The 13306-nt window shown below is 57.1% G+C and carries 11 protein-coding genes; 6 read left to right on the top strand and 5 right to left on the bottom strand.

Features of this window, described 5'->3' with window-relative positions:
- Nucleotides 1-305: 305 nt before the first annotated feature.
- Genes OSH09_RS00940 through OSH09_RS00930 form a run of 3 tightly spaced genes read right to left on the bottom strand, consistent with a single transcriptional unit; the run spans nt 306 to nt 3355 of the window.
- A complete protein-coding gene (locus OSH09_RS00940; RefSeq protein WP_266119848.1) occupies nt 306-2057 on the bottom strand; it encodes an FUSC family protein in 1752 nt (583 codons plus the stop codon).
- Entirely contained in the window at nt 2044-3093 is a 1050-nt protein-coding gene (mdtN, locus tag OSH09_RS00935; protein ID WP_266119847.1) for a multidrug transporter subunit MdtN, read from the bottom strand. Before mdtN ends, OSH09_RS00940 begins: the two co-directional genes overlap by 14 nt.
- 7 nt (nt 3094-3100) lie before the next feature.
- Nucleotides 3101-3355, bottom strand: a complete 255-nt coding sequence (locus OSH09_RS00930; RefSeq protein ID WP_266119846.1) for a YtcA family lipoprotein — start codon at nt 3353-3355, stop codon at nt 3101-3103.
- Between the two features lie 278 nt (nt 3356-3633).
- Between OSH09_RS00930 and OSH09_RS00925 the strand changes: the two genes are divergently transcribed.
- The 3 genes from OSH09_RS00925 to OSH09_RS00915 are packed head-to-tail and all read left to right on the top strand — an operon-like array spanning nt 3634 to nt 7302.
- The gene (locus OSH09_RS00925) at nt 3634-5106 is read left to right on the top strand and encodes a metal-dependent hydrolase family protein (RefSeq protein ID WP_266119845.1); all 1473 of its coding nucleotides are present in this window, start codon (nt 3634-3636) and stop codon (nt 5104-5106) included.
- Nucleotides 5107-5129: 23 nt separating this feature from the next.
- Nucleotides 5130-5816: a MarC family NAAT transporter gene (locus OSH09_RS00920; RefSeq protein ID WP_266119844.1), complete on the top strand. Its 687-nt coding sequence runs from the start codon at nt 5130-5132 to the stop codon at nt 5814-5816.
- Between the two features lie 4 nt (nt 5817-5820).
- Complete coding sequence (locus tag OSH09_RS00915) at nt 5821-7302, top strand: TolC family protein (protein WP_266119843.1); 1482 nt, start codon at nt 5821-5823, stop codon at nt 7300-7302.
- 40 nt (nt 7303-7342) lie between these two features.
- Here OSH09_RS00915 and OSH09_RS00910 read toward each other — a convergent pair whose 3' ends face one another.
- Both OSH09_RS00910 and OSH09_RS00905 read right to left on the bottom strand, forming a co-directional pair.
- Entirely contained in the window at nt 7343-7744 is a 402-nt protein-coding gene (locus tag OSH09_RS00910) for a putative periplasmic lipoprotein (RefSeq protein WP_207873868.1), read from the bottom strand.
- A gap of 150 nt (nt 7745-7894) precedes the next feature.
- Nucleotides 7895-9028, bottom strand: a complete 1134-nt coding sequence (locus tag OSH09_RS00905; RefSeq protein WP_207873867.1) for an aminotransferase class V-fold PLP-dependent enzyme — start codon at nt 9026-9028, stop codon at nt 7895-7897.
- 195 nt (nt 9029-9223) lie between these two features.
- On the opposite strand from OSH09_RS00905, the gene OSH09_RS00900 reads away from it, so the two are divergent.
- The 3 genes from OSH09_RS00900 (at nt 9224) to OSH09_RS00890 (ending at nt 13263) form a co-directional block, all read left to right on the top strand.
- Entirely contained in the window at nt 9224-9730 is a 507-nt protein-coding gene (locus tag OSH09_RS00900) for an RNA polymerase sigma factor (protein WP_207873866.1), read from the top strand.
- A gap of 27 nt (nt 9731-9757) precedes the next feature.
- Nucleotides 9758-10744, top strand: a complete 987-nt coding sequence (locus tag OSH09_RS00895) for a FecR family protein (RefSeq protein WP_266119842.1) — start codon at nt 9758-9760, stop codon at nt 10742-10744.
- A gap of 179 nt (nt 10745-10923) precedes the next feature.
- Nucleotides 10924-13263, top strand: coding sequence for a TonB-dependent siderophore receptor (locus OSH09_RS00890; RefSeq protein WP_266119841.1), 2340 nt, complete (start codon nt 10924-10926; stop codon nt 13261-13263).
- Nucleotides 13264-13306 lie beyond the last annotated feature (43 nt).

Here is a 13306-nt window from a genome sequence, read left to right as displayed (position 1 = left end):
TTTATCAGTATTGTGATGTCTGAAACGGTGCGTTGCCGTCATCAGGAATCAGTAATGGACAGGTCCAGCCCCACAAGGGGCAAGCGATCTCTCACACGCTGAATCAAAAGTTTGCGCTGGGCAAAGACGTGCCTTTCCCTGCCCACAAGACATGACAGGCATAAGCAGCAAGAAGAAGGTATACGGGGGTGTCTCCGACCGAACCGAGGCCTTTGCGGCGCTTCTTTTGATCCCAATAGTGGGAAATGAGGCCCATTCTACGAGCCGTCAAAGCCGGGAAAATCACCTCTGGGTAATGAGGGTTATCAATCGCTTTTGTGGCTGGAGACAGGCCGGTAGGCCTGAGCAATAAATTGCTGGCGCAATGCGTTCCACTGCGTTTGCATGGCCTGGGTCTGCTCATCATCAGGGCGTAGCCGCTCTGGTTCCAGGTGCATCAGGGCCAAACCATATTTGGCCGCCGACAACTCCTGCGCCACGCTGGCCGACTGTTGCACGGCTTGGGCCGGACGCTCCTGCCACAAGGCACCCAGGCCCATCAGGCTTTCTGAAGCCTTGCTCAAACGCTGACGCACCGAGCCCGCAATACTGACAGGCCAAACTTGGGTAAACATCACATACATGACAGCATTGCCCAGCAAGATACCCAGCACGCGATCGCGGGCCGAGTCCAGATCGAAGCTGGGGCCGAAGCCCTGCAAGGTCACCAGATAAAAGGCAAAGGCAATTTGAATACCAGCGTAAGAGATACGCTCGGGGCCATAAAACACCCAGGCACCTAACAAGGAAACCAGAAACACCACGGCCATCAAACCACCAATATCCAGCAAATGCGGCATCACGAACAGGATGGTGATAAAGCCTAGCGCTGCCCCCAACAGACAACCCACAATCCGCAAGGCCAGCTTGTGTACTGTCTCCCCGGTCGAGCCCAGGGCGGCAACATAGCAGGTAATCATGGCGGTATGAATGCCTTGCCAATCGGCTGCGCTGTAGATCAAGTAGCACAGCACCGCGGCCGCTGTGGCCTTCAAGGCATGGTGTTGATAAACAGGGTTACGCCAGGCATCAGGCACCATGAAGGAACCATGCTCCGGGTCCGCCTTGCCTATGGACACCGCGCCCGACAAAGCCAGCAAGGCATCGCACAAATCCTGCACGGCCAAGGAGCTGGAAGGCGGCAGCTCGGGCAGGTCATCCATCGTCGGCAAGCGAGCTTGTTCGATCGCCTGTGCGCTGCATTCGCATCGCTGCGCAAAGGCCGCGGTCTGTTCATTATCCAGATGCTGATCGCGCAAAACCGCTACCGCTAACAGGACGCGATAGCTATTCAAAATAGCTTGATCCAATTCGGTCTGACTTTGTGTGGGCAATAAATGAAATAGCCGTATCCAGCCCAAGCGCTTTTGCTGTGCACTTACGCCTAAAGCCAGCTCATCCCACAAGTCCTGAGTATCGGCCTGCCCCATCAAACCCTGAGCGGCCAGACGCAAACGCGCCGCCAGTTCACGGCGCAAAACCTTGTGCGGATACAGGCCGAAACAGAGATTGAAGATCAGTACCAGCCCCATGGGAGCGCAGGTCATCAGCCAGGCATAGAGCACCGCACGGGTGGCGATTTCACCAAAGGGCACATAGCCCAGCAAAGTCAGCACGAAGGCGATGACCAAGGCAATAATGCCGCCCAACGGCCCCAGCTTGCTGGCAACCCCTAAAAATAGCAGCACAAAAGAAGTGAGCACCATGGCCAGCAGACGCCAGGCCGGGTACTGAATCGTGACTTGAATCAGTGGCACCATCAACAGCACCACGATCGAGACCAACACCACCAAGGCCAATGCCAGTACCGAGCTTTCACCCGCGTCGGACTTCATCACAAAGAAGATCACAAAGCAGCTAACGGCGGATTCGGGAATACCGTAGTTCATGGCCAGCAAGACCATCAAGGCGCACAGCGCAGCAACACGCCAGCTTTGCGCCAGACGACCGGGAGTGGGCTGCAAGTCTTGCCAGACCAGCCGCGCCAAGCCCGACAAGCCGGTCTTAGCAGTTGCCATCGCGGTGAATAATGGTGGTAGCCGATGCACCCATACGCATCAAGTCCTCGGGCGGGGCATCCACACGGATACGCACCGGGAAGCGTTGCGCGACCCGAACCCAGTTCAGAGACTTCTGGATATACGGCAAGCTGCGGGGCAAATTGATCTGCTCCTGGCTGCTGACGCCCCAACCAATTTCCTCCACCTTGCCCGAGAGCCTGCGGGACGGGTCCGACAGAACATAAACCGTGGCGCATGTCCCCGGCTTGATGTCTTTCAGATCGGTTTCACGATACATGCCCGTGACATACCAGGAGTCGGTATCCAGCAAGGTAAAGACGGACGTGCCGGGCATCAAGTGCTCGCCCGAACCGGTGCGCAAACCCACGATACGGCCATTGTGCGGTGCCTTCACCTGGGTGTGTTCCAGATCGCGCTGGGCCATTGCCAAACCGGCCTGACGCGCCTGCACCATGGCTTCTTCAGCCTGTGTATTGCCCACCAAAGCCTGGGCAGCGCCCGATTGCTCGGTCGCCTGTTTCAGCGTGACTTGGGCATCGCGCAACAAGGTATTGGCTTCATCCAGTTGCTGCTGGGACACATAGCCTTTAGCCGCCAGGTTCGCCAAACGGCGCTGGCTTTGTGCAGCCATCGTCAAATTGGTTTTGGCACGGGTAATCTGATCATCGGCAATAACGGCGTTATGCCCTTCTGCCCGTACCGCACGTTGCTTCATATCCAGCGTGGCCTGGGCCAAGGCCAGCTCAGCCTGAGCCTGTTCCAGACGCAACTGATAAAACACCGGGTCCACGGTAAAGAGCAGCTCGTCACGGCTAACGAACTGGCCGTCCCTTACCACCATGCGCTCAATTTGCCCCGGCAGGGAACTGGAAATGTGCACCACATCCGCGCCAATCACGGCATCTTCAGACAAGGGATTATTGGCAGAGCGTTGCAAGTACCACCAGGCCAAGCCAATCGCAGCGACAACAATCACCACAGTCAGCAGGCGGGCAGCGCCTTTACGGGGGGAGGATTTCTGTGCCTGTGTCATGGCTCAGTTACTCGAAGAAAAGAAGAAGTGCGGCGAAGGTCAATGCCAGCGTCAGGCAGGCATAGACAGGCAGGCGCATGGGCAGGGCATCGTCCACACCGGCACGAATCAGCCCCCAACGTATCAATAATGTCAGCAGCAAGGCTCCCAGCACGCAGACCAGCCAGGCGGGGAAATACGAACCCGCCATATAGACCGAAGGTGCAAGAGAACAGCCCCCCAATAAGGGCAAACCTGACAGACAGACTATAGGCGCACGCATGCGTGGCATCTCCCCGATTTCTTGTTCACAATAAGGCCCTGCTTGGGGCCTGAATCCAGCACTAAATCGATGCGGGCCATTGTACCTGAGCCCTCAAGCAATCCCCGGTTTATTCCTGTGCACATCACCGTAGGTACTTGGCCTTATTGCAGCTATAGTAAGAGCCGTTGTCAGGCAGCGTTTGACGCATCAAGCACACGGCACGCAGCGCCGCCGCTTGGCGTGCCGGGCAGTCGCCTGAATCCCCCTTTTTTTGACCCAGACTTTTTAAGGACGTCATGCAGACACATTCTTACCTGGGCCAGTCCCCTGCCCTGCGCCAGCAACGCCAAGCCTACCGCCACGGTCTCCCCGCCTGCGTCTGTGCCCATCCTTCTATTCCCTATATCCACAAACGCCTAAGCGCCGCGGCCAGCCTGGCCTCCACTACCGCGCCAGCCGGGGCCGCCTTTCAGTCCGACAATGCTCTGGATCAAAAACCGCTGGCATTAGCACCCAAACTGATTCTGAGCAATCTGCGCCTGTTTGATGGCGAAACCACCGAGCTGAAAAAAGGCCTGGCTGTCCAAATTGATCAAGGTCGCATCACCGCCGTGATGCCGGTTGCCGAGATTCCGGCCGACGCCACCGTGATGGACTGCCAAAACAAAGTCCTGATGCCCGGCTTGATCGACGCCCATTGGCATAGCCTGCTGTGTGCTGTGGATCAGATGACCGCCATGATGGCCGACCCCGCCGATCTGCATTTAATTGCCAGCAAAGAAGCCGAGCGCACCTTGCTGCGCGGCTTTACAACGGTGCGTGATGCCGGAGGCCCCAGCTTCTCTTTAAAACGGGGTATTGATATGGGCCTGCTGCACGGCCCACGCATCTACCCCAGCGGAGCCATGATTGCGCAAACCGGCGGCCATGCAGACTTTCGGATGCGCTACGAAGTCCCGCGTACCGAGGGCGAACTCAGCCACACCGAACGGGCAGGCGTCACCTGCATTGCCGATGGCGCCGACCAAGTGCTGCGCCGTGTTCGTGAGCAACTGATGCTAGGCGCCAGCCAGATCAAGCTAATGGCCGGGGGCGGTGTCACGTCCTTGTACGACCCGCTGGAAGGACTGCAATTTAGCGATGCTGAACTGCGCGCCGCCGTCGGTGCCGCCAGCGACTGGGGCACTTACGTGATGGTGCACGTTTACTGCGCCCGTGGCATTCAGCGTGCCATCAAGGCAGGCGTGAAATCCATCGAGCACGGGCAGCTTGCCGACGAAGAAACCGCCCGCATGATGGCAGGCGAAGGCGTGTGGTGGAGCTTGCAGCCCTTTCTGGCCGATGAAGACGCCAACGTCCAGCACGACCCACGCAGCAAAGCCAAGCAGCAACAAGTGGCTATCGGAACGGTGCGCGCCTACGAGCTGGCAGAGAAATATCAAATCCAGACCGCCTGGGGCACAGACATTCTGTTTACCCCCGCGCACCTGCAACACCACGGCCGCATGCTGTCCAAACTGACGCGTTTTTACGATCCGCTCAAAGTGCTGAAAATGGCAACGGGCGACAATGGTCGACTGCTGCAACTGTCTGGCATGCGCCAGCCTTATGAAGGCGAACTGGGCGTGATTCGTCCAGGCGCCCTGGCCGACCTGTTGCTGGTAGATGGCGAGCCAGAACAAAGCCTGGACTTTCTGGAACAGCCTGCCCAGAACCTGCTCTTGATCATTAAAGACGGCAAAATCTACAAGAACGCCCTGCCCGCTTAAAACCTCATCATCAAGGAGTGCCCATGCCCAACGAATTGATGCAGTTATTCAAGTTAGTCGGCCTGGGGCTGGCATTTTTGCTGCCCCTGGCTAACCCACTGACCTCGATGGTGATGTATCTGTCTTTGGGCGAGTCCCTGAGCGCTCAGGAGAAAAAGCAGCAACTGCGTCAAGCTACCTTGTATGTGATCGCCGCCTTGCTGATCACCTACTACGCAGGCTTGTGGATTACCTCGGCACTGGGCATTTCCATGGTGGACATGCGTATTGCTGGCGGGCTGATCGTGGCCTACATCGGCTTTCGCATGCTGTTCCCGCCTGATGTCAGCGAAGTCGTCTCCAAAGCGGCGAATCAAAACACAGCCGCCCATAACAACATCGCCTTTGTACCGCTGACCCTGCCCTCCACCGTAGGCCCCGGCACCATGGCTCTGGTGATCAGCGCCTCGTCCAAAATGACCACCATGCGTGGGCACTATGCCGAATGGGTGCTGATGGCGACCCCCGTCATTCTGGCCATTCTGATCGGTTTGATTTTCTTTATCTGCCTGCGCTCATCGCTCAGCATCGTGCGCGTGATCGGCCATAACGGAGTCGATGCGATCTCCCGCATCATGGGATTTTTATTGGTCTGCATGGCCGTACAGCTCGTCCTGGAAGGCGGACAGCAGTATGCTGCTACGCTGCTGACTCATCCTGCCGCGTCCTGAATTTATGTCTATGTCTTGTTTGCCTGCTTTGCGTCTCACCCTGGCCGTGACGGCCGCCCTTGCTCTGGCTGCGTGCGCCACTCCCGGTCACCAAGCTGTGACCCACGCCATGCCCGAGCAAGATACCCCCGAACCTCCTCGCTTGACGCTGGCAGACTACCAAGGCCCAGACCAAACCCAGCCCGCCCCCAGTGTTCAGGCCAATCACGAATACAGCCTGCCAGAGCTGATCGACCTGGCGCAACGCCTGAACCCCAGCACCCGCATCGCCTGGGGTGAAGCGCAACAGGCTGCTGAAGCTGCCGGAATGGTACAAAGCGCCTACCTGCCCTTGATCTCCGCCAGCGTGGTAGGCGGTTATATGCGCAGCGACCGGGACGATAGCGTGCATATTCTGGGCAGAGACGTCGATGTGGACTACGACACCCACTTAAGCGGAGCCGTCCCCTCCCTGACCCTGAAATGGCTGCTGTTCGACTTTGGTAAACGGGCTGCCTTGCAAGAAGCGGCCGACAAGCTGGCCATGGCCAGCCGCATTACTTTCAGTGGTGTGCATCAAGCCGTCATTGCCGAAGTGTCCATCAGCTACTTCAACTACAACTCGGCCAGCCAGCGAGAAAAAATCTCGGCTCAGGGCCTGAAAAACGCCACCTTGATTGAAGACATCGCCCTGGAGCGCCAACGCAACGGATTAGGTACGAATATTGAGGTGGCCCAGGCACGGCAACTGAAAGCCCAGGCCCGCCTGCATCACGTCAACGCCCGCACCTTGGCGCGTCAATCCTATCAAACCTTGCTGGGAGCCATCGGCCTGTCGCCGGACACCCAACTAAAAGTTGCGGATAGTGCCAACCGCCCCCTGCCCGAAGACCTGAATATCCCCGGCAATGACACGCTGAAAAAAGCCATCGCCCAACGAGCCGACGTACAAGCTCTGCAAGCAGCCCATCAGGCCAGCCTGGCCGGAATCGACTCAGCCGAAGCCAGCTTCATGCCCAAACTGGCGCTAATGGGTTTCATGTCTAAACGACTGGGATCACTCAGCGTGGGGAGCATGCCAGAAATCAGCCCACAATCCTCTTCCCGAGGAGCCGTACTGGCCTTGAGCATCCCGCTCTACGATGCCGGACTGCGCAACAAGCAAGTGCGAGAAGCCCAATTGCGTGCCGACACGGCCCGCGAACGCGTCGCTAAAACCGAGCAAGACGCCTACAAGCAAATGATCATCGCTGCCGACGCACTGCGGGCGGCGCTGGAATCCCACCACGCTGCCAGCAGCCTGGTCGAAGCCGCCCAGATTACCTATCAAGGCGCGCTGGAATCTTATAAAGAAGGCCTGACGGGCATGACCTTGCTGACCGAAGCCCACAGCGGTTTATTGGGAGCGCAAGAAGCGCAAACCATGGCCCATACAGCAGGCTTGGTCGGCTCGGTTAATTTGGCCTTTGCAATGGGTGAACTCAACCAGGCGCCTAAACAGCCTTAAGCTTTTTCGACAGTCGGCAAATAGCCTCAGGCCAACACGATCACGGTGCAACAAACTCAGCGGCAGGGGGCGAGCTCTTTTCAAAAGGCTCGATAGCTTGCTCCTTGATCTCACATCCCCTGTCCTTGGCCAGCACCAACAAATGATTATGCCGCTGACGCAAGGCGTTCACCTCCACCTGCTCGGCCTGACTCAAATCCATAAAAAACAAGGGCACCAAAAAGAAGATTCCGGTCACGCCCAAAGCCACATTCTTGCCCGCCTTGTGCGTATCGGGAATCAAACGCCGAATCTCGCCCTCAACAAAACGCAGATCATGCTCCAGGGCTGCACACGACTTGGAGTCATCGCCATATTGCTGAATCGGCACCGGATTAGCCGAGCGCCCTGCACAGCCAGCCAACAAACTCATTACCACTAGCGTCGCTACAAACTTCTTCATTGTTCCTGCCCTTGCTCAAAGTAAGGCTCGGATTACAACAAGCAAGGGTTTAGCAACGCGTTTAATGGCATAGAGAGACAAGTGACTGCAACACAAAAAAGGGAGCCACTCCGGGCTCCCTTCTCATTTCGCAACAAGCACTAAAACACTTTACTGCTGTTCAATCGCATTCAAGGCATTGGCCAAACGCTCCACCGAGCGTTCCAGATTATTCAGCTTGTCCAAGCCAAACAAACCAATTCGGAAGGTCTTGAAATCTGCCGGTTCATCACACTGCAAAGGCACGCCGGACGCAGCTTGCAAGCCTGCTTTGGCAAACTTCGCTGCCGAATGGATGCCGTCATCCGTTGTGTAACAAACCACCACACCTGGTGCTTCAAAACCTGGCGCCGCCACGCTGCGGAAACCGTGCTCGCTTAACAAGGCACGCACCTTGCGGCCCAATTCGAGTTGACGATTGCGAATCCAGTCAAAGCCCAAGGCTTCCGTCTCTGCCATTGCTTCCTGCAGCACCTTCAAGGAATCCGTAGGCAATGTCGCGTGGTAAGCATGTGCACCATTCTCGTAGGTTTCCATAATCTGCAGCCACTTGCGCAGATCGCAAGCAAAGCTGGTGCTGGTCGTGGTTTCAATGTGCTGGCGAGCACGCTCGCTCAACATCACCAGACCGCAACACGCCGAACCCGTCCAACCCTTTTGCGGGGCGCTGATCAGCACATCCACGCCCACACTCTTCATGTCCACCCACACCGTGCCCGAGGCAATGCAATCGAGCACAAACAGACCGCCCACCGCGTGCACTGCATCTGCTACCTGACGCATATAGTCATCGGGCAACATGATGCCGGACGCGGTTTCCACGTGCGGAGCAAACACCAAGGCGGGTTTTTCAGCCTGAATGGCAGCGACCACTTCGTCGATAGGAGCGGGAGCATACGCCGCCTGCTTGCCCTCTTCGATCGGGCGAGCCTTCAGCACCGTGGTACTGGCGGGGATGGAGCCCATGTCAAAAATCTGGGACCAGCGGTAGCTGAACCAGCCATTGCGAATCACCATGCACTTGCGGTCCGTTGCAAACTGACGGGCCACTGCTTCCATCCCAAACGAACCGCTACCGGGCACCACAATCGCCGAGTGTGCCTGATACACCTGCTTCAAGGTACGGGAGATTTCGCGCATCACCTCCTGGAAGGTCTTGGACATATGGTTCAAGGCGCGGTCGGTGTAAACCACCGAGTATTCAAGCAGGCCGTCCGGATCAACGGGAGTGCTGGTGTGAGACATGAAAACCTCAGGATTCAGATAGAAAAGATATAAAGATCGGGGGATTTTAGACCAAGCTGCTCGGTAGGGGCAGCTTGACCCCAGGACCACTCCGGTCTGCGTAATTTTGAGGCGTAAACCCATCAACGCAAAACTTAATGAGAATTATTGTTATTATGCTGTATTATTTTTCAGCCTGCTTCGCCTGCCCGCCCCATGTCTCACCCTTCCCGTCCCAGAAAAGCCTGGCTCGCCTCGTACAGCGAGCTGTTTGGCGTATGGCGACGTAAAGCCGAAAGCCGGGAAGACGCAGAAGATGCCATGCATGACACCGTAGTCGGCATGCTGGAAAACAACACTGGCATCATCGACAACCCACGGGCCTATCTGGCCAGAGGCACCAGCAATCGTCTGGTCAGCCGCCATCGGCATCAAACCGTTTTAACGGTGCTGCCCCTGGACGAGCTAAGCGATACCGACCACCCTCGTCTGGCCGGTGCCGACAGCGACGCGCAATTTGAACAACTGGCCGATGCACTCGTCACTGCCTTGGCCGACCTGCCGCCGAAATGCCGAGAGGTTTACATCAAGCACCGTCTGGAAGGGTGGACACATACCGAAATTGCCCAAGACATGGCTCTTTCCCGCAGCATGGTGGAAAAATATATGACTCGCGCCTTGCGTCACATCCACGAACGACTGCACCATTACGTACCTGACTGACGCCATGCCGTACTCAAAGCCCGCGCAATGACCTGCCCTCCTTCCTCCGACGATCTGGATCACCCTAGCGATGCCGCTCACTGGTTCGCCCGTATGCAATCGGGGCAAGCCAGCGAGCAGGATCATCAGGCCTTCCAAGCCTGGCGAGACGCTGACCCTGAAAACGAGCGCCGCTACCGGGAAGTCGAGTATCTTTGGCGCGCCACCCAAGCCGTACCGGATGAGCGTCTGCGTAGCCTGCTACACACTTCCCCAGTGAGCATTCCATCCGCAAAACGCCGTTACCTGACTTTGGTTCTGGGCACGTTGGGCGTCCTGGCCCTGACCGCCGGAATCTTGTATCAGTCTGGATGGATGGACTCCGCTCACGAAACCGTGCAGCTCGTCACCGCCAAAGGCGAGCGTAAACAAATCAAGTTGCCGGATGGCTCCATCGTGGACCTGAATACCGACACCATCGCCCAAGCCCGCCTGTCTGTAGACCGACGAGAAGTTGAACTGATTCAAGGTGAAGTCTTTTTTTCCGTCGAGCACTTCCAAACCCTCCCCTTTATCGTGCATACCGATTTGGGGACCATTACCGTTACAGGCACCCGTTTTAACGTGCGACGCGAAGCAGACAGCGTTCTGGTCAGCGTTCAATCCGGCTCGGTAAAAGTGCAGTCCGGGCCGTGGTGGCGTCGACAAGAACGCCTGTTAGGTGCTCAACAACAAGTTCTGTTGCGTCAGGGCACCGAACCCAGCCCCGTGCAAAGCGCCGATGTAGAAAGCCTGACGGCCTGGCAACGCGGCAAGATTATTTTCAGAAATACGCCTCTGGAGACGGTCGTGCTGGAAATGGCCCGCTATCTGCCGCAGACCTTAAGTCTGGACGCCCCAACGCTGCGCCAGCACCGTATTTCCGGGATCTTCGACATTGATCAGCCCGAGACCGTCATCAAGGCTCTGCCCGCTATTGCTCCGATCCGCATTCAAGCCGATGCGGCCGGGGTGCTGCACATCGTTGCGCGCTAAAACACGGCCTTTGTGCCTGTTACAAAATAATCATGATTCTCATTCCGGTGATCTGCCACCTTGCGCGTCTAGGTAGGTGAAGGGGGCTACGCACTACGCGTCAGCCTCTTGAGTCCCTTTGGCCAAAGGCTTGGCGCGCCCATCGCGCGAGACATATTTTCATTGGAAAACGCAGGATCGTGAGCCCTTTTACCCAACGTCGCCGCAGCTTGCCCCTTTTGCGGGTGAACCTGAGTGCCCTGACCTTCAGCTTGAGTCTAGCTTTCAGCCTGGCTCCTTCGGCTGCATTGGCCCAACAAACCACTTCTATTCAAATCCAGGCCCAGCCCTTGGGCGATGCTTTGCTGCAATTGGGCGAACAAACCTCTCTGCAGATATTTTTCTCTCAGGATGTGGTTGCTGGCCGCCAGGCTCCAGCAGTCTCAGGCCGTCTATCTCCCGAGCAGGCGCTGCGTAAACTGCTGGACGGCAGCGGCATCAACTATGCCAGGGATGGCAATACCATTACCTTGTCGGCGGGCGTCACTCAACTTACCCCCGTCACCATCCGACGCGCCCCGACAGACACCTCGGACAGCTACACCGCCCTGAACAGCCGCAGTGGCAAGCTGGACACCCCCTTGATCGAAACCCCTCGCTCAATCTCCATCGTTACGCAAAAGCAGCTCAAAGTTCTGGCTCCGCAAAGTATTGAGCGTGCCCTGGCCTATACCCCCGGTGTACAAACCGATGTTTCCGGCTCGGGCGATCTGCGCATGAGCGGTGCGGTCATCCGTGGTTTCAGTGACGGCAGCGCCTATTACAAAGACGGCTTGAAGCAGCTCTCGGCCGGAACCTACGGTTCCTGGAACGACGATATGGACAGCCTGGACAGCATCGAAGTACTGAAAGGCCCCGCCTCGGTCCTCTATGGCCAGGGCCGCCCCGGCGGAGTGGTCAATGTAGTGTCAAAACGCCCCACCGCCGACCACGTCAATAGTCTGGGCCTGGGCTATGGCAGCTACCAGCGCCGTCAATTAACGGCTGATATCGGCGGCGCTTTGAACGACGATCAATCCTTGCTGTATCGCCTGAATTTTTCTGGCCGTAAAAGCCATGGACGCACCATAGACTCGCGCGACGATCGCGTCTCTGTTTCCCCTTCCCTGCTTTGGAAGCTGTCTGATCGCACTAGCCTGACGCTGTTGGGCTCTTACTCGCGCGAACGCGGCACCCCAAAATCCTGGTGGCCCAATCTGTTTTATTACCCCGAAGTCACCGACTTGCCGCTCAAGCGCACAGCCGGGGACCCCGCCTTTGACTACTTCAATCGCGATACCAAAGCCATCGGCTACGCCTTGGAACATGACACTGAAAACGGCTGGCGTTTGCGTCAAAACCTGCGCTATTCAGAAATAGAAATTGATTACCGGCACATCTACGCCATGGCAGTTCTGGCCGACCAGCGCAGCGTCTCGCGGGCCAGTCTGGCTCAAGAAACCAAAGGTCGAACCTTCACGGTAGACAGCCGTGCTGGCAAAGATTTCAACTGGGGCCCCATCGAACACACCTTGGAATTCGGGGTGGACTATCTGCGCTACAAAGAAAACGACGGTTTGGGCTTTGGTTGGAACGTGCCCGATCTGGATATGCTGGACCCGGTTTACGGGCTTTCCATTGCCCCTCCCGAACTGGACTACTCCGAGCGCGATCTGAAGCAGACAGGTATCTATATGCTGAACCAGCTCAAATGGGATAAGTGGGTTGCTAATGTCAGCTTGCGTCACGATACCGCTCGAACCGTACAGAGCAGTGCGACCCAACCCCGCATGACTGATCGTGCCACCACTGGTAGTGCCGGTTTACTGTATCTGTTTGACAATGGCGTGGCCCCTTACATCAGCTACTCCACGGCCTTTGATCCGACGACAGGCCGAGCCGCCGATGGCACGGCGTTCAAACCACGCGAAGGCAAGCAATACGAAGCCGGGGTGAAGTATCAGCCACCAGGCACCGACGCCCTGATTACGGCCGCCGTGTTTGATTTGCGCCAGACCAATGTCACAACGCCCGACCCCAACTTTCCCCGTTTCAGCGTGCAGACAGGCGAAGTGCGCTCTACCGGGATTGAGCTGGAAGCCAAGCTGCCCATTACCTCCCAATTGAATGTGATGGCAGGCTATACCTATCTGGACCCACGGACCACACAAAGCGAACGTCCGGCGGAGATTGATCGGCAAACACTACAAACAGCCCGTCAGACGGCCAGTCTGTGGCTGGACTATCGTCCACAACAGATTCAGGGCTTGATGTTGGGGGCGGGTGTTCGTTACCGGGGCAAATCGCCTAATGATGTAAGACCTGATGGCAGCCTGAACTACAACCCGTCATTCACACTGGCAGACATGGCAATTGCCTATGAGACCTCCCGCTACCGGGTGGCCTTGAACGTCAACAATGTATTCAACAAGAAGTATTACACCGGTCAGTTCCGTGGCATGGAGCGAGAAGTGATGCTGAACATGAATTTGTATTGGTAATCATGTTGCTGGACATGAGGCTGTCTTGCCGGGCAAGTACGGC

The organism is Alcaligenes parafaecalis (genome assembly GCF_026344135.1).
Taxonomy (GTDB): domain Bacteria; phylum Pseudomonadota; class Gammaproteobacteria; order Burkholderiales; family Burkholderiaceae_B; genus Alcaligenes; species Alcaligenes parafaecalis.
Note: the sequence above shows the minus strand (reverse complement) of the source record. Positions and strands in the feature narration are given on the sequence as shown.

Bases quoted from the DNA above. Each gene is read 5' to 3' on its own strand.
- OSH09_RS00895 (WP_266119842.1), top strand. From the start codon at position 9,758: ATGACCTGCCCTCCTTCCTCCGACGATCTGGATCACCCTAGCGATGCC.
- OSH09_RS00910 (WP_207873868.1), bottom strand. From the start codon at position 7,744: ATGAAGAAGTTTGTAGCGACGCTAGTGGTAATGAGTTTGTTGGCTGGC.
- OSH09_RS00940 (WP_266119848.1), bottom strand. From the start codon at position 2,057: ATGGCAACTGCTAAGACCGGCTTGTCGGGCTTGGCGCGGCTGGTCTGG.
- OSH09_RS00915 (WP_266119843.1), top strand. From the start codon at position 5,821: ATGTCTATGTCTTGTTTGCCTGCTTTGCGTCTCACCCTGGCCGTGACG.
- OSH09_RS00900 (WP_207873866.1), top strand. From the start codon at position 9,224: ATGTCTCACCCTTCCCGTCCCAGAAAAGCCTGGCTCGCCTCGTACAGC.
- OSH09_RS00920 (WP_266119844.1), top strand. From the start codon at position 5,130: ATGCCCAACGAATTGATGCAGTTATTCAAGTTAGTCGGCCTGGGGCTG.
- OSH09_RS00930 (WP_266119846.1), bottom strand. From the start codon at position 3,355: ATGCGTGCGCCTATAGTCTGTCTGTCAGGTTTGCCCTTATTGGGGGGC.
- mdtN (WP_266119847.1), bottom strand. From the start codon at position 3,093: ATGACACAGGCACAGAAATCCTCCCCCCGTAAAGGCGCTGCCCGCCTG.
- OSH09_RS00905 (WP_207873867.1), bottom strand. From the start codon at position 9,028: ATGTCTCACACCAGCACTCCCGTTGATCCGGACGGCCTGCTTGAATAC.
- OSH09_RS00925 (WP_266119845.1), top strand. From the start codon at position 3,634: ATGCAGACACATTCTTACCTGGGCCAGTCCCCTGCCCTGCGCCAGCAA.